The 16317-nt window shown below is 62.4% G+C and carries 18 protein-coding genes; 12 read left to right on the forward strand and 6 right to left on the reverse strand.

What is annotated here, in order from left to right; translation table 11 throughout:
- Window positions 1-220 precede the first annotated feature (220 nt).
- On the reverse strand, window positions 221-1372 hold the full coding sequence (locus ACODSJ_RS22125) for a patatin-like phospholipase family protein (protein ID WP_489103772.1): 1152 nt from the start codon (window positions 1370-1372) through the stop codon (window positions 221-223).
- Between the two features lie 36 nt (window positions 1373-1408).
- A complete protein-coding gene (locus ACODSJ_RS22130) occupies window positions 1409-2341 on the reverse strand; it encodes a lipid A biosynthesis lauroyl acyltransferase (protein WP_489103773.1) in 933 nt (310 codons plus the stop codon).
- A 118-nt stretch (window positions 2342-2459) separates the two neighbouring features.
- On the opposite strand from ACODSJ_RS22130, the gene minC reads away from it, so the two are divergent.
- The 6 genes from minC to ACODSJ_RS22160 all read left to right on the forward strand — a co-directional run bounded on the left by minC (window position 2460) and on the right by ACODSJ_RS22160 (window position 7130).
- Entirely contained in the window at window positions 2460-3197 is a 738-nt protein-coding gene (gene minC, locus ACODSJ_RS22135; protein WP_489103774.1) for a septum site-determining protein MinC, read from the forward strand.
- A gap of 200 nt (window positions 3198-3397) precedes the next feature.
- Window positions 3398-4210: a septum site-determining protein MinD gene (minD, locus tag ACODSJ_RS22140; RefSeq protein WP_024779631.1), complete on the forward strand. Its 813-nt coding sequence runs from the start codon at window positions 3398-3400 to the stop codon at window positions 4208-4210.
- Window positions 4210-4464 (forward strand): cell division topological specificity factor MinE, encoded by a 255-nt coding sequence (gene minE, locus ACODSJ_RS22145; protein WP_007960071.1) that lies wholly within the window; start codon window positions 4210-4212, stop codon window positions 4462-4464. The genes minD and minE overlap by 1 nt, the downstream gene beginning before the upstream one ends.
- 89 nt (window positions 4465-4553) lie before the next feature.
- Window positions 4554-5189, forward strand: coding sequence for an RluA family pseudouridine synthase (locus ACODSJ_RS22150; protein WP_489103775.1), 636 nt, complete (start codon window positions 4554-4556; stop codon window positions 5187-5189).
- A 205-nt stretch (window positions 5190-5394) separates the two neighbouring features.
- Complete coding sequence (locus tag ACODSJ_RS22155) at window positions 5395-6684, forward strand: M18 family aminopeptidase (RefSeq protein ID WP_489103776.1); 1290 nt, start codon at window positions 5395-5397, stop codon at window positions 6682-6684.
- A gap of 263 nt (window positions 6685-6947) precedes the next feature.
- The gene (locus ACODSJ_RS22160) at window positions 6948-7130 is read left to right on the forward strand and encodes a hypothetical protein (protein ID WP_489103777.1); all 183 of its coding nucleotides are present in this window, start codon (window positions 6948-6950) and stop codon (window positions 7128-7130) included.
- Here ACODSJ_RS22160 and ACODSJ_RS22165 read toward each other — a convergent pair.
- A complete protein-coding gene (locus ACODSJ_RS22165; RefSeq protein ID WP_489103778.1) occupies window positions 7122-7853 on the reverse strand; it encodes a UTRA domain-containing protein in 732 nt (243 codons plus the stop codon). The two genes, ACODSJ_RS22160 and ACODSJ_RS22165, sit on opposite strands and share 9 nt — an antisense overlap.
- 350 nt (window positions 7854-8203) lie before the next feature.
- On the opposite strand from ACODSJ_RS22165, the gene ACODSJ_RS22170 reads away from it, so the two are divergent.
- The 6 genes from ACODSJ_RS22170 (at window position 8204) to ACODSJ_RS22195 (ending at window position 13624) form a co-directional block, all read left to right on the forward strand.
- On the forward strand, window positions 8204-9271 hold the full coding sequence (locus tag ACODSJ_RS22170; RefSeq protein ID WP_489103779.1) for an ABC transporter substrate-binding protein: 1068 nt from the start codon (window positions 8204-8206) through the stop codon (window positions 9269-9271).
- A 214-nt stretch (window positions 9272-9485) separates the two neighbouring features.
- Entirely contained in the window at window positions 9486-10292 is an 807-nt protein-coding gene (locus ACODSJ_RS22175) for an alkaline phosphatase family protein (protein WP_489103780.1), read from the forward strand.
- 5 nt (window positions 10293-10297) lie between these two features.
- A complete protein-coding gene (locus ACODSJ_RS22180; RefSeq protein ID WP_489103797.1) occupies window positions 10298-11134 on the forward strand; it encodes an ABC transporter permease in 837 nt (278 codons plus the stop codon).
- Complete coding sequence (locus tag ACODSJ_RS22185) at window positions 11121-11921, forward strand: ABC transporter permease (protein WP_489103781.1); 801 nt, start codon at window positions 11121-11123, stop codon at window positions 11919-11921. The genes ACODSJ_RS22180 and ACODSJ_RS22185 overlap by 14 nt, the downstream gene beginning before the upstream one ends.
- The gene (locus ACODSJ_RS22190; RefSeq protein WP_489103782.1) at window positions 11918-12907 is read left to right on the forward strand and encodes an ABC transporter ATP-binding protein; all 990 of its coding nucleotides are present in this window, start codon (window positions 11918-11920) and stop codon (window positions 12905-12907) included. The genes ACODSJ_RS22185 and ACODSJ_RS22190 overlap by 4 nt, the downstream gene beginning before the upstream one ends.
- 63 nt (window positions 12908-12970) lie before the next feature.
- On the forward strand, window positions 12971-13624 hold the full coding sequence (locus tag ACODSJ_RS22195; RefSeq protein WP_489103783.1) for an HAD family hydrolase: 654 nt from the start codon (window positions 12971-12973) through the stop codon (window positions 13622-13624).
- A gap of 10 nt (window positions 13625-13634) precedes the next feature.
- On the opposite strand, the gene ACODSJ_RS22200 is transcribed toward ACODSJ_RS22195, so the two are convergent.
- The 3 genes from ACODSJ_RS22200 to ACODSJ_RS22210 all read right to left on the reverse strand — a co-directional run bounded on the left by ACODSJ_RS22200 (window position 13635) and on the right by ACODSJ_RS22210 (window position 16178).
- Window positions 13635-14420, reverse strand: coding sequence for a DUF2182 domain-containing protein (locus tag ACODSJ_RS22200; protein ID WP_489103784.1), 786 nt, complete (start codon window positions 14418-14420; stop codon window positions 13635-13637).
- Between the two features lie 2 nt (window positions 14421-14422).
- Entirely contained in the window at window positions 14423-15058 is a 636-nt protein-coding gene (locus ACODSJ_RS22205; RefSeq protein ID WP_489103785.1) for a DUF1326 domain-containing protein, read from the reverse strand.
- A gap of 157 nt (window positions 15059-15215) precedes the next feature.
- Window positions 15216-16178, reverse strand: coding sequence for a zinc-binding dehydrogenase (locus ACODSJ_RS22210; protein WP_489103786.1), 963 nt, complete (start codon window positions 16176-16178; stop codon window positions 15216-15218).
- Window positions 16179-16317 lie beyond the last annotated feature (139 nt).

Consider the following 16317-nt stretch of genomic DNA (forward strand, 5'->3'; position numbering starts at 1 on the left):
GAAACTGGCCTCGTGAAACCTTAACTGGTGTCCAGAATTACTTGACCAGTTCAGCCTGCTCGCGATAGCGGTGGGTCTGCTTACATTGATTTTGAATGTACCGACGTCATCGCGAGCAGGCTCGCTCCCACATTGGTTTGAGTGTTGGACCCAGTTTCAGCGTCCACCGCCAATCTCCCGTGGGAGCGAGCTCGCGATAGCGATGAACCTGCCTACCCACCTACGCCCACCCCAAAAACCGCCCCAACGCCTCCCGCTGCGCCAACGCATCCTGGCGCCCCAGCTCGATCAGCTCGCTGCAATACCCCGCCTCGAACAACAGATAGCTCAACACCCCCGCACCGCTGGTCTTGGTCGCACCCGGCCCACGCAGGAACAACCGCAACGCCCGGGGCAATTCCTGGCGATGACGGGCGGCGATTTCGTCGATCGGCTGGCTGGGTGAAATCACCAGCACGTCCACCGGAGTCGCCCCCAAGGCATGGGCCGGTACGTCGTCGGGCAGCAAGTGACTGAACCCGTTCAGGCGCTCAAGCAGCTCGATATCGCTTTCCAGGCTGTCGATGAACGTACTGTTGAGCAGGTGGCCGCCGATCTGCGCCAGGGTCGGTTGCTTGCCGGTGTAGCTGCGCTCCAGAGGGTTCTGCACCAGGCCTCGCGGGTTGCCGCTGACGCCGATGACCAGCACCCGGTTGGCCCCCAGGTGCAAGGCCGGGCTGATGGGGGCCGACTGGCGCACCGCGCCGTCGCCGAAGTACTCCTGGCCGATCTTGACCGGCGCAAACAGCAAGGGAATCGCCGAGCTGGCCAGCAAGTGCTCGACCGACAATAACGTCGGCACCCCGACCCGGCGGTGCCGCAGCCAGGCGGCGATGGTCCCGGTGCCCTGGTAGAAGGTCATTGCGTGGCCGGATTCATAGCCGAACGCCGTCACCGCCACCGCCCGCAATTGCTGTTCGGCGATGGCCTGTTCAATGCCGGAGGCTTGGAACTGCGCCTGGAGCAATTCACGCAACGGGGAACTGTCGACCAGCGCCACCGGCAACTTGGCGCCCAGGCCCAGCAAGCTGTGGCTGATGAAACGCGTCGCCTGCCGCACCACGCCCGACCAGTCGCTGCGCATCACCTGGCGGCTGCGAATCGCTTGCCAGAACGCGGTCAGGCGTTCGACAGAGGTCTTGAAGTCACTTGCCCCGCTCGCCAGGCTGACCGCGTTGATCGCGCCGGCCGAGGTGCCGACGATCACCGGGAACGGGTTCTGCGCGCCCTCGGGCAACAGCTCGGCAATCGCCGCCAACACCCCCACCTGATACGCCGCCCGAGCCCCGCCGCCGGAAAGAATCAAACCTGTCACCGGTGCAACTGGGGTCATCGCAACACTCCGTGCTCAATGAAAGGGATTACAGCTTCAACCGCGCTTGTCGTAAAGCTTCGGCTCGCCCGGCGGACGGCTCTTGAAGCGGCGGTGCGCCCAGAGGTACTGCTCGGGGCAATCGCTCACCGAACGCTCGACCCACTGGTTGATGCGGATGCAATCGGCTTCCTCGGTCTCCCCCGGGAAATCCTCCAGCGGCGCCTGGATCACCAGCCGATAACCGCTGCCATCGGCCAGCCGCTCCTGGATGAACGGCACGACCAGCGCCTTGCCCAGGCGGGCGAACTTGCTGGTCGCCGTGACGGTGGCCGCCTGGATACCGAACAACGGCACGAACACGCTTTGCTTGGCGCCGTAATCCTGGTCCGGCGCATACCAGATCGCCCGGCCGGCCCGCAGCAGCTTGAGCATGCCGCGCACATCGTCACGCTCCACCGCCAGGGAATCAAGGTTGTGCCGCTCGCGGCCCCGGCGCTGGATGTAGTCGAACAACGGGTTCTTGTGCTCGCGGTACATGCCGTCGATGGTGTGCTGCTGGCCGAGCAGGGCCGCGCCGATTTCCAGCGTGGTGAAATGCAGCGCCATCAGGATCACACCCTTGCCTTCGCGCTGGGCCTGCTTGAGGTGTTCCAGGCCCTCGACGTGGGCCAGGTTCGCCAGGCGCCGACGCGACCACCACCAGCTCATGGCCATCTCGAAGAAGGCGATACCGGTGGACGCAAAGTTTTCCTTGAGCAGGCGCTTGCGCTCGGCGGCCGATTTTTCCGGGAAACACAGTTCCAGGTTGCGCCGGGCGATGCGCCGTCGGTCGCCTGCCACGCGGTACATCAGTGCGCCCAGCGCGCGACCGACCCGCAGCAACAGCGGATAGGGCAATTGGACAATCAGCCACAACAGCCCCAGGCCGCACCACAGCAGCCAGAAACGCAGATGAAAAAATGCAGCTCGAAAACGCGGGCGATCCATTACAGCTTCCATAAAGACATGGGTCGCGCATTCTACATTGTTCGACCCGGGTTGCGGCTCGCGGACGATCTCGTTATAAGTCTCGGCACTTTTAGTGACAAGCCGTTGTACGCCGACCATGAGCCAAACCGAACCGCTAGACCAAGACCCCGTGTTCCAGTTGAAGGGCAGCATGCTCGCCATTACGGTGCTGGAGCTGGCCCGCAACGACCTGGAAGGCCTTGACCGGCAATTGGCGGCAAAAGTCGCCCAGGCCCCGAACTTTTTCAGCAACGCCCCGCTGGTGTTGGCGCTGGACAAGCTGCCGGCCGACGAAGGCTCGGTGGACCTGCCTGGCCTGATGCGCGTTTGCCGCCAGCACGGCCTGCGCACCCTGGCCATCCGCGCCAGCCGCATCGAAGACATCGCCGCCGCGATCGCCGTGGACATCCCGGTGTTGCCGCCGTCCGGTGCCCGCGAGCGAGTGCTGGAGCTCAGCCCGGTCGAAGCGCCAAAGAAGCCGGAAAGACCACCGGAACCCACCATCAAGCCCACCCGGGTGATCACCACGCCGGTGCGCGGCGGGCAACAGATTTATGCCCAGGGTGGCGATCTGGTCGTCGTGTCCTCGGTCAGTCCGGGGGCGGAACTTCTGGCCGATGGCAACATCCATGTATACGGCCCGATGCGCGGCCGTGCGCTGGCCGGCGTCAAGGGCGATACGAAAGCCAGGATCTTCTGCCAGCAATTGAGCGCTGAACTGGTCTCCATCGCCGGGCAGTACAAGGTCTCCGAGGATTTGCGCCGCGACCCGCTGTGGGGGGCAGGTGTCCAGATCAGTCTGTCGGGCGACGTGTTGAACATCATTCGGCTTTAACGGATACTGCCGCATTTTCCAAGCATCTCTAAAACGTAGCGAAAACGGCTTAAACGACGTAGGAACAAGGATCGGGCAGTGTTTACCGCAGGTAGACCCCGCCCCTCTCCGTTTCCAGCCAGGCCTGTCCAATTGCAGCAGTTTTCCAGAGATGTTTTTCAGGGGCTGACAAAGTCCTTCTTCCTTAGGGGTGAAACACCTTGGCCAAGATTCTCGTGGTTACATCCGGCAAGGGTGGTGTGGGTAAGACCACCACCAGCGCCGCTATCGGTACCGGCCTCGCTCTGCGCGGCCACAAGACAGTCATCGTCGACTTCGACGTTGGCCTGCGTAACCTGGACCTGATCATGGGTTGCGAGCGTCGCGTGGTCTATGACTTCGTCAACGTGGTCAACGGTGAAGCCAACCTGCAGCAGGCCCTGATCAAGGACAAGCGCCTTGAGAATCTCTACGTGCTGGCCGCCAGCCAGACCCGCGACAAAGACGCGCTGACCCAGGAAGGCGTGGAAAAAGTCCTGATGGAGCTCAAGGAACAATTCGAGTTCGTGGTCTGCGACTCCCCGGCCGGTATCGAGAAAGGTGCCCACCTGGCCATGTACTTCGCCGACGAAGCGATTGTCGTGACCAACCCGGAAGTGTCCTCGGTACGTGACTCCGACCGCATGCTGGGCCTGCTGGCAAGCAAATCCCGTCGCGCCGAGAAGGGCGAGGAGCCGATCAAGGAACACCTGCTGATCACCCGCTACCACCCGGAGCGCGTTGAAAAAGGCGAGATGCTGGGCGTCGAAGACGTCAAGGAAATCCTTGCCGTGCGCCTGCTCGGTGTGATCCCCGAGTCCCAGGCCGTGCTCAAGGCGTCCAACCAGGGCGTGCCGGTGATTCTCGACGACCAGAGCGACGCCGGCCAGGCCTACAGCGATACCGTAGACCGCCTGTTGGGCAAAGACCTGGAACACCGGTTCCTCAACGTCGAGAAGAAGGGATTCTTCGAGCGCCTGTTTGGAGGTAGGTAATGAACCTTTTTGACTTCTTTCGTGCCAACAAAAAGCCCAGTACCGCCTCGGTCGCGAAAGAGCGTCTACAGATCATCGTGGCGCACGAACGCGGCCAGCGCAGCACCCCGGACTACCTGCCTTCCTTGCAGAAGGAACTGGTCGAGGTGATCCGCAAGTACGTCAACATCGGTAACGATGACGTGCACGTCGCGCTGGAAAGCCAGGGCAGCTGCTCGATTCTGGAACTCAACATCACCCTGCCGGATCGCTGATCGATCCTGCTGGAGCCACGGCGGCTCGGGTCCCCAAAGCTTTTGTGGGGGGCCGAGCCGCCGTTGGCGTTTGTAACGAGACTGCTTCAATGCCCCTCTCCAACATTCGCATCATTCATCAGGACGCCGCCGTCCTGGTGGTCGACAAGCCGACCCTGCTGCTCTCCGTGCCCGGCCGGGCCGACGACAACAAAGACTGCCTGATCACCCGCCTGCAGGAAAACGGCTACCCGGAAGCGCGCATCGTGCACCGATTGGACTGGGAAACCTCCGGCATCATCCTGCTGGCCCGGGATCCGGACACCCACCGCGAGCTGTCCCGGCAGTTTCATGACCGCGAGACCGAAAAAGCCTACACGGCGTTGTGCTGGGGCCAACCGGAACTGGACAGCGGCAGCATCGACCTGCCCTTGCGCTACGACCCGCCGACCAAGCCTCGGCATGTGGTGGACCATGAACACGGCAAGCACGCCCTGACCTTCTGGCGCATATTGGAACGTTGCGGTGACTGGTGCCGGGTCGAACTGACCCCGATCACCGGGCGCTCACATCAATTGCGCGTGCACATGCTGTCCATCGGTCACCCGTTGCTGGGCGACGGCCTCTACGCCCATCCGCAGGCCCTGGCCGCCTGGCCTCGGCTATGCCTGCACGCCAGCATGCTCAGCTTCACCCACCCGCAAAGCGGCGAACGCCTGCGCTTCGAGTGCCCGGCGCCGTTCTGAAAGATCGCGTTGCGACCATCGCGAGCAAGCTTTGCTCCCACAGGTTTTGTGGTGAATGCTGGATCTACGCCCCCCAGAACCCATGTGGGAGTAAGGCTTGCCCGCGATGACGGCAGCACATTCAACTCCGATATCACCTGCCGCCTACCCTCCCCATCCAGCACCAATGGGGTAAACTCCCGCCCATTGCTGTCTGGAGTTACTTATGCGCGCAGAGTTGAACCAGGGCCTGATCGACTTTCTCAAGGCCTCCCCTACCCCATTCCATGCCACCGCCAACCTTGCCAAGCGCCTGGAGGCAGCCGGTTACCAGCGTCTCGACGAGCGCGAGACCTGGGCCACCGAGGCCAATGGTCGCTATTACGTCACGCGCAACGACTCCTCGATCATCGCCTTCAAGCTCGGCCGCCATTCGCCGTTGCACGACGGCATCCGCCTGGTCGGCGCCCACACCGACAGCCCCTGCCTGCGGGTCAAACCCCAGCCGGAACTGCAGCGCCATGGCTTCTGGCAACTGGGCGTTGAAGTCTACGGCGGTGCGTTGCTGGCGCCGTGGTTCGACCGCGACCTGTCCCTGGCCGGACGCGTCACCTTCCGGCGTGACGGCAAGGTCGAAAGCCAACTGATCGACTTCAAGGCACCGATCGCCACCATTCCGAACCTGGCCATCCACCTCAATCGCGAAGCCAACCAAGGCTGGGCGATCAACCAGCAAAACGAGCTGCCGCCCATCCTCGCCCAGTTCGCCGGCGACGAACGCGTCGACTTCCGCGCCGTACTCACCGACCAACTGGCCCGCGAACACGGCCTCAATGCCGACGTGGTGCTCGATTACGAGCTGAGCTTCTACGACACCCAGAGCGCCGCCATCATCGGCCTGCACGGTGACTTCATCGCGGGTGCGCGCCTGGACAACCTGCTGTCGTGCTACGCCGGCCTGCAAGCCTTGCTGAACGCCGACAGCGAAGAAACCTGCGTGCTGGTGTGCAACGATCACGAGGAAGTCGGTTCATGCTCGGCCTGCGGGGCCGACGGCCCGATGCTGGAGCAGACCCTGCGACGCCTGCTGCCTGACGGTGAAGAGTTCGTGCGCACCATTCAGAAATCCCTGTTGGTGTCTGCCGACAACGCCCACGGCGTACACCCCAACTACGCCGACAAGCACGACGCCAACCACGGCCCCAAACTCAACGCCGGGCCAGTGATCAAGGTCAACAGCAACCAGCGCTACGCCACCAACAGCGAAACCGCAGGATTCTTCCGTCACCTGTGCATGGCCGAGGAAGTACCGGTGCAGAGCTTCGTGGTGCGCAGCGACATGGGATGCGGCTCGACCATCGGCCCGATCACCGCCAGCCAGCTGGGCGTGCGCACCGTGGACATCGGCCTGCCGACCTTCGCCATGCACTCGATCCGCGAACTGTGCGGCAGCCATGACCTGGCGCATTTGGTGAAGGTGTTGAGCGCGTTTTATGCGAGTCGGGAATTGCCCTGATCGCAGCAGAACCTGATGGCGAGGAATTTCTCTGTGGGAGCAAAGCTTGCTCGCGAAGCAGGCGACTCGTTTTCTGAAAGACCGCAGGGCCTTCATCGCGGGCAAGCCTTGCTCCCACAAAGCTCCCTCGCCACAACGATGTTCGCCTCGCAATACTCGCAATAATGGTTCGCCTCGCAATAGAGAACGAGGTGACGCACATCAGCACACCCCGACAAAACCCCAACTAGACTGCCCTTATCCTCCCCGACAAGGTCGTCGCCATGATCTCGATGTCTTCGCTCAACGCCATGCTGGTGCCCATCATCGCCGGCATGATCCTGCTGGCCATCGGTTTCAACTTCCGTGACAAGAACGTCGGCGTCTTCACCATGTGGATCGGCATGCTGCTGATCCTCGCCACCGTGGTGTTCAAGATCCTGACCAAGCTCAACGAGTCACTTTGACTCGGGTTGTTCCGGTACATCGACGCCGACGTGGATCGCATCGTGCCGCCAGAACTCCAGGTCACAGTCGATCAGCCGCTGGTGCTGGTCATAGTTGACCCGGGCGATCCGCAGCCCGGGGCTGCCCGCCGAGACCTTCAACGCGGCGGCCGCTTGTGGCGGTAGCGAAGTGGGCACGATCTCGAATTTCACCCGACCGTAGTGCAAGTCATAGTGCCGGGCGTACAGCTCGGTGATGGATTGATCGAGGTCGAACTCGAGGATGTCCGGAAAGTATTGCGGGTTCAGGTAGTGCTCGACGTACAACACCAGCCGCTCATCGATGCGCCGCACGCGGCAGATCTGGATCACGCTCGACAGCGCTGGCAACTGCAACCAGGCACACACCGCCGCCGAGGCCGGTTGCAAGCGGGCCGAGATCACCTGGGTAGAAGGCACCCGCCCTTGCGCTTCCACCATGGCGTGGAAGTGGCTGCGCTGCATCAGGTTATAGGCCAGCCGTGGCGGCGAAACGAACCAGCCCCGGCGCTCCTCGCGATAGATCTGGCCCTGGGCCTCAAGCTGCAACAACGCCTCGCGCACGGTAATCCGCGTGGTGCCGAACAATTCACTGAGCTTGCGCTCGGCCGGCAACTGGCTGCCGGGTGCCAGCAAGCCGTGGTCGAGCTGCTCCTGCAAGACCTGCCCGATGGTTGTCACCGCCTTGGTCGTCTCGATGCGCATCAACGTTACCTATCTGGACTAGACCAGCACTGTTTCGGGGCGGGATCGATCACCCATCGATCCGTTTCTGGTTCCGGCAAGCCTAGGCACTGCACATGACTGGCAGATGACAGAGCCGCCGAACGGTAGCGTAGCCAGCCTGCAAATCAGCGGCCAAGTCCTTGCAGATCAGCTGTTTAACCATGGTCTACGCTTAATTCGCAGCCAACCTGCCCGAGCCGGGTCTTTTACAGAGCCTGCGACGCCGACATCAAAATGTCACAGGGCTTGCCTACATTGGCTCAGGTATTGCTGACCTAGACCAACACAACCGCAATCGCAGCGTTGAAAACGCCCATAGGAGCTTCGGAATGAAACAGCTTTTCCTGGCATCACTGTTAGGCTCGACCATTGCCATGTGCACCGCCGCCATGGCCGCTGATACCGATCTGAAAGCGCTGGAAACCGCTGCGAAAGCGGAAGGCGCCGTCAACAGCGTCGGCATGCCCGATGACTGGGCGAACTGGAAAGGCACCTGGGAGGACCTGGCGAAAAACTACGGCCTCAAACACATCGACACCGACATGAGTTCGGCCCAGGAAATCGCCAAGTTCGCCGCCGAGAAAGACAACGCCAGTGCCGACATCGGCGACGTCGGCGCGGCCTTCGGCCCGATCGCGGTCAAGCAGGGCGTGGTTCAACCGTACAAGCCAAGCACTTGGGAACAGGTTCCGGCCTGGGCCAAGGACAAGGACGGCAACTGGGCCCTGGCCTACACCGGCACCATCGCCTTCATCGTCAACAAGAAGCTGCTGCACGGCTCCGATGTGCCCACCAAATGGGCTGACCTGAAGAACGGCAAGTACAAGGTCTCCATCGGAGATGTGAGCACCGCGGCCCAGGCGGCCAACGGCGCACTGGCTGCGGCCCTGGCCAATGGCGGCGACGAGAAGAACCTGCAACCGGCCCTGGTGATGTTTGCCGAGATCGCCAAGCAAGGGCGCCTGTCCATGGCCAACCCGACCATCGCCACCATGGAAAAAGGCGAAGTCGAAGTGGGTGTGGTCTGGGACTTCAACGGCCTGAGCTACAAAGCCAAGATGGCCAACCCGGATGACTACGTCGTGCTGATTCCGTCCGACGGCTCGGTGATCTCCGGCTACACCACGATCATCAACAAATACGCCAAGCACCCGAACGCCGCCAAGCTGACCCGCGAGTACATCTTCAGCGACGCCGGCCAGATCAACCTGGCCAAGGGCAACGCACGTCCGATCCGCGCCGAGCACCTGACCCTGCCGGAAGACGTCAAGGCCAAGCTGCTGCCGAACGAGCAGTACAAGAAGGTGACACCGATCAAGGATGCCGATGCGTGGGAGAAGACCTCCAAGAAGCTGCCACAGGACTGGCAGGAAAACGTGATCATCGAGATGAAGTGAGGCGTTAGTTAGCCCGCTCGGATATCCAACGGAGATCCCATTGCGGGAGTGAGCACTGTGGGTGCAAAGCTTGCTCGCGATGAACGATGACGCGGTCCGAAGTCACACCGAGTCGCCGGCATCGCGAGCAAGCTTTGCTCCCACAGAAGCTTGCTTCCATCTCGGTACCTGATGAATCCGAGTTTTCTGGTATTTACCCGGAGTCCCGCTCCCCATGAAGCACAACGTCATCCTGGTCATACTCGACGGCCTCAGCTACGAAGTCGCCCGGCATGCCATGGGGCATTTGCAGGCGTATGTCGGCGCAGGACGCGCGGCGCTCTACAAACTGGAATGTGAACTGCCTGCCCTGTCCCGCCCGCTCTATGAATGCATTCTCACGGGCGTCGCCCCCATCGACAGCGGCATCGTGCACAACAACGTTTCGCGCCTGTCGAACCAGCGCAGCATCTTCCACTGTGCCACCGAAGCCGGGTTGACCACGGCAGCGGCGGCGTACCATTGGGTCAGCGAGCTCTACAACGCATCGCCGTTCGAGGCCGGGCGGGACCGACACACCGACAACCCCGCGCTGCCGATTCAACATGGGCATTTCTACTGGAATGACCACTACCCCGATTCCCATCTGTTCGCCGATGCCGAGCACCTGCGCCTGCGCCACAGGCCGAATTTCCTGCTGGTGCACCCGATGAACATCGACGATGCCGGCCACAAGCACGGCCTCGACACCGCGCAATACCGCAACAGTGCCCGCTCGGCCGACATCATCCTGGCGGTCTACCTGCAAGACTGGCTCGACGCCGGTTACCAGGTGCTGGTGACGTCCGACCACGGCATGAACAACGACCGTTCCCACAACGGCCTGCTGCCCGAGGAACGGGAAGTGCCGCTGTTCGTCCTGGGCAGCGGCTTCAGTCTCGATCCCGCAGCCGCGCCCCGGCAGACGCAATTGTGCGGCACCGTCTGCCAGTTGCTCGGCGTCGACCACGACAAACCCTATTGCCCGGAGTTGCTCAAGTGAACGCCATGACACGCGGCAAATGGCTGGCAGCCTTGTGCCTGGTGCCCTTCGCGATTTTCTTCATCGTCTTCCAGATCGCCCCGCTGCTCTGGGTGCTGGTCAACAGCCTGGAATCGGAAGAGTTCGGCTGGGGCCTGGCCAACTTCAGCAAGATCTTCAGTTCCAAGTTCTATGTCCAGGCCATCCAGCACAGCCTGGAGATCAGTTTCTGGTCCAGCGTGTTCGGCATCGTCATCGCCGTGCTCGGCAGCTATTCGCTGCGCCGTGTGGATTCGCGGCTGCGCAACTTCGTCAACGCGTTCGCCAACATGACCAGCAACTTCGCTGGCGTGCCCCTAGCCTTCGCTTTCATCATCCTGCTGGGGTTCAACGGCAGCATCACCCTCATGCTCAAGCAGGCCGGGATTATCGAGGACTTCAACCTGTACTCGAAAACCGGACTGATCATTCTCTACACCTACTTCCAGATTCCCCTGGGTGTGTTGCTGCTCTACCCGGCCTTCGATGCCCTGCGCGAGGACTGGCGCGAGTCCGCCGCACTGCTGGGCGCCAGCGGCTGGCAGTTCTGGCGGCACATCGGCCTGCCGGTGCTGACCCCGGCGCTGCTGGGCACCTTCGTGATCCTGCTGGCCAACGCCCTCGGCGCCTACGCCACGGTGTACGCGCTGACCACCGGCAATTTCAACGTGCTGCCGATTCGCATCGCCGCCATGGTCTCCGGCGACATCTCCCTGGACCCGAACATGGCCAGCGCCCTGGCCGTGGTACTGGTGGCGTTGATGACCCTGGTGACCGTCGTCCATCAGTTGCTGCTCAAGAGGAGCTACCATGTCTCGCGCTGAATCGAGCCCTGTCGGCTTCTATCATCGGGTGGTGGTGTACCTGCTGTTCGCCATCCTGTTGCTGCCCCTGGCCGGCACGCTGATCTACTCCATCGCCAGCAGTTGGTCAGCCACCGTGCTGCCCGCAGGCTTCACCTTCAAATGGTATGTGCAGTTGTGGAGCGATCCGCGTTTTCTCAGCGCCTTCGGCCAATCGCTGCTGGTCTGCGTCGGCGCATTGGTGCTCTCAGTGGTGCTGATCCTGCCGCTGCTGTTCGTGGTGCATTACCACTTCCCCAAGCTCGATGCGCTGATGAACATCCTCATCCTGCTGCCCTTCGCGGTGCCGCCGGTGGTGTCGTCGGTGGGGCTGCTGCAACTGTATGGCTCCGGGCCGCTGGCGATGGTCGGCACGCCGTGGATCCTGATCGGCTGCTACTTCACCGTCGCGCTGCCGTTCATGTACCGGGCGATCACCAACAACCTGCAAGCCATCAACCTGCGCGACCTGATGGACGCCGCCCAACTGCTCGGCGCCAGCACCTTCCAGGCCGCGCTCCTGGTGGTGCTGCCAAACCTGCGCAAGGGCCTAATGGTGGCGCTGCTGCTGTCGTTCTCGTTCCTGTTCGGCGAGTTCGTGTTTGCCAACATCCTCGTCGGCACCCGCTATGAAACCTTGCAGGTGTACCTGAACAACATGCGCAACAGCAGCGGACACTTCACCAGCGCGCTGGTGATTTCCTACTTTTTCTTCGTACTGGTCCTGACCTGGGCGGCCAACATCTTGAACAAGGACAAAAGCCAATGAGCTACGTCAGCGTCCAACACCTGCAAAAAAGCTACGCCGGCACGCCGGTGTTCAGCGACATCCAATGCGAGATCGGCAAGGGCGAGTTCGTCACCCTGCTCGGCCCTTCCGGTTGCGGCAAATCCACGCTGTTGCGCTGCATCGCCGGCCTGACGCCCGTGGATGCCGGCAAGATTCTGCTGGACGGCCAGGACATCGTCCCCCTGAGCCCGCAAAAGCGCGGGATCGGCATGGTGTTCCAGAGCTACGCCTTGTTCCCGAACATGACCGTGGAACAGAACGTGGCGTTCGGCCTGCGCATGCAAAAGATCCAGGCCGACGACAGCCGCCAGCGGGTCACGGAAATCCTCCGGCTGGTGGAGCTGCACGACTTTGCCGCCCGCTACCCCCACCAGCTCTCCGGCGGCCAATGCCAACGCGTCGCCCTGGCCCGCTCGCTGGTGACCCGGCCGCGCCTGTTGCTGCTGGACGAGCCGCTGTCGGCCTTGGACGCGCGCATTCGCAAGCACCTGCGCGAACAGATCCGTCAGATCCAGCGCGAACTGGGCCTGACCACGATCTTCGTCACACACGACCAGGAAGAAGCGCTGACCATGTCCGATCGGATTTTCCTGATGAACCAGGGAAAGATCGTACAGAGCGGCGACGCCGAGACGCTTTACACCGCGCCAGTGGATGTCTTTGCCGCCGGTTTCATCGGCAACTACAACCTGCTGGACGCCAACAGCGCCAGCCAACTGCTGCAACGCCCGGTGCACAGCCGCATCGCCATCCGCCCGGAAGCCATCGAGCTGAGCCGCAGCGGTGAACCCGACGCGCTGATCCGCAGCCACAGCCTGTTGGGCAACGTGATCCGCTACCGGGTCGAGGCTCGCGGCGTGGAATTGGTGGTGGATGTGCTCAACCGCTCGGCGGCCGACCTGCACCCTGACGGCGCACAGCTGTCACTTTCCATCGATCCGTCGGCGCTGTGTGAAATAGCCTGAGGGGTGAGATAGCCTAATGGCTTGGTTGATTTTCAAACTGATTCTGAAGAGAGAAGCGCGCTGATGGCCCTGGCAATTTTTGATCTGGACGAAACCCTGATCCATGGCGACTGCGCCACCCTCTGGAGCGAACAGATGGGGCGCCTGGGCTGGGTCGATCCCGCGTCGTTCATGCAACGCAACAACGCGCTGATGGACGCCTACAGCCACGGCAAGCTGCGCATGGAAGAGTACATGGACTTCAGCCTCGAACCGATGATCGGCCGCACCCCGGAAGAAATCGAGCACCTGGTGACGCCGTGGGTCGAGGACTTCATCGAACCGATCATCTTCGGCGACGCCACGCGGACCCTCGCCGAACACCGCAAGGCCGGCGACCGGATCCTGGTGATCTCGGCCTCGGGCACGCACCTGGTCAAGCCGATCGCCGCACGCCTGGGCGTCGATGAAATCCTGGCGATCGACCTCGAAGTGGCCCACGGCGTGTACAGCGGCAAGACCGTGGGCACCCTGACCTACCGCGAAGGCAAGATCGCGCGGTTGCTGGACTGGCTGGACGCCGAGGAAGAGAACCTGGAAGGCGCGAGTTTCTATTCCGATTCGCGCAATGACCTGCCGTTGTTGCAGCGGGTGGATTTCCCTCACGTCGTGAATCCGGATCCCGTCTTGAAAGCCCATGCCGAACTGTCCGGGTGGCCGATCCATACCTGGAAATAAGCCCGCAGGTTCAGCCCAGTAGCAGCCACAAGCTCCAGCCCAACAACAGCAAACCGCTGAGGCGACTGAGCCAGAGTCCCTGGGGCAGGCTTTTTTCCAGCAGGATGAAAGCACCGATCACGGCGACCCAGAGCAGGTTCATTACACCGACCACGAACAGCAGGCCCATCAAAGCCCAGCAGCAGCCCACGCAGTAAGCGCCATGGGCCAGGCCCATGCGCCAGCCACCGAGCACGTCGGGTCGCCAGTAGCCGAGGAGAAAATGCAACGGCCCGCGACAATGCTTGAGGCAGGCCGCCTTGCTGGGCAGCCACTGGTACACCCCTGCGACCAGCAGCAGGCCAGCGCCCAGCGCGGTACTGCCGCTGCGCATCCCCGGAAGCAGAGCGAGTTGCTCGAGCGCCCATTGCAGCACCGTAGCGCCCAGGGCGAAGCCGGCCCAGACCAGCCCATAGGCGCTACAGAACAACAGCAGGGCCAGGTGTCGCTGCGGTGCCGGCATGCGCTTGCGCAGCATCTGCTGGTAGATCAGCAGCATCGGCACGGTGCTGGGCAGCATCATGCCGATCATCATCACCACCCACATGGCGAACATCAGCAGCGCATCGGTCAGGTTCCATGGCATGACCATGCCGCCCATGGCCGCATCAGCCATGCCACCCGGAGCACTCATGTCGCGCGCCATGTGCAGCAGCATCAGCCAGGCCAGGGCGGTCAACGCGAACAGGCAGCACAGGAGCAGCAACTGCTCTGCTGTCAGTCGCTTGCCCTGCACCGCCGCCTGGGGTTCTACCATCTTTACGGCTCTATGCCATGGCCGGTGAAGTGCACGTGGGCAAGGTGGCTATGGCTGCCCTGGGATTGCAGCTTGAGGGCTGAATGCGTCTGGTAGCTGCCGCTGGCCACTTCGGCCTCAAGGAACTCGAAGCCGTTGGGTAGCGACAGGCGGACTCGATGGGGTGAGCCATCGACCGGGCTGCGGATCGGCTCGCCACTGGCCTGCAACACGCCTGGAATGTCCAGGTGCGCCAGCCGCTGATCGACGTCGATGGACAGGGTAATGGGCACGAACAGCGGTTCGAACGCTTCACTCATGGTGGTGCTGAACACCTGGAACACGTTGACTCCGGGGTCGCTTTCCAGGCCAGAGAGGATGGTCAGCAGAGCCTGGCGTTGCGACTCGTCAGCGCGCTCATCGATGAACACCTGGCAACTGCCGTTGCCCTCATGGATGGCGCCCGGCCAAGCAAAGGTGGCAGCCCAGCACAAGCCGTCCAGCGTCACCTGATTGAAATACCCATGCTCCACTCGCATCGACGCCACCGCCTGGCAGTGACCATGGGTCGGTGGTGCATTGAACTGACAGGGGCAACCCCAATTGCAGTTGCAGGCAATGAATTCGACGCCCTGCATGCGCCATTCGGTGATGGCCATGATCAACCTCCTCACCTGGCAGGTGAGATGAAAGCTGCAGTGACTCCATCCCTGTATTAATTAACGCTAGCAGGGCGCGTGCATCGAATAGGGGCTGCCGACCAAAGGTCTGCTGCCAGCTGCCAGAGCCGGCACAGGTCGCACACTGCGGTCGAAATCAGTTCAGGCTTTTATCGATCACCAGCACCAACTTCCCGGACACCTTGTTGGTCGCCAGTTCCGCAAACGCCGCTTCGGCCTCCTCGATCGGGAACGTCCGGGCCAGTTGCGGGCTCAGGCGACCTTCGGCAAACAGCGGCCAGACCTGCTGGCTCAGCTCACTGAACAGGTCGGCCTTGAACTGCTCGTCACGGCTGCGCAGGGTCGATCCCAGCAGTTGCACACGCTTGGCCAACACCTGCGCCAGGTCCAGCTGGGTTTCCCTCCCGCCCATCAGACCGATCAGCACCCAGCGCCCGTCAACTGACAAAAGTTTCACGTTGAGCCGGGCGTAGCTCGCGCCGACCGGATCGAGGATCACATCGAAAGGCCCGAAGTCCTTCAGGCGCTCGATGTCGTCGGTGCGCACCACCCCGCCCTGGGCGCCCAGGGCTTCGCAATAGGCCAGCCGCTCAGCCGAACCGACGCTGACCCAGCAGGGGTTGCCGAACGCCTTGCACAGCTGGATCGCCGCCGAGCCGACACCGCTGGCGCCGGCATGCAGCAGCACTTTTTCACCTGGCTTGAGCCCGGCCAGCTGAAACAGATTCAGCCACGCAGTGCTGTAGACCTCAGGCAGCGCGGCCGCTTCAGCCAAGGACAGGCCTTCGGGCACCGGCAAGACATGCCGACCGTCCACCACCACCTCTTCGGCCATCCCGCCGCCCGCCAGCAAGGCACAGACACGGTCGCCCACCTGCCAGGAAGAGCCCGGCCCGACCTCACTGATCACCCCGGAACACTCCAGTCCCAGCGCCTGGCTGGCACCGGGTGGCGGTGGATAGAGCCCGGCTTTCTGTAACAAATCGGCTCGATTCAACCCAGCGGCCGCCACACGAATGCGAACTTGTCCGACATCACACCCCGGACTTGGCTCATCTGCCCATACCACTTGGCCTTCAACGCCTTGCAATGCTTTCACGGTGCCTCCATAGTGAGTCTCGACTGGGCCCGCTGCTGTAACGCCGGGCTTTCTTGCATTATGCGCCCGGGTCACATGGAACCGGCGACTTCAAAGACGGCCTAATATGCGTTATCAATTGTCCCTGCGTCGAATCAGC

The sequence above is a fragment of the Pseudomonas sp. FG6 genome, assembly GCF_057809015.1.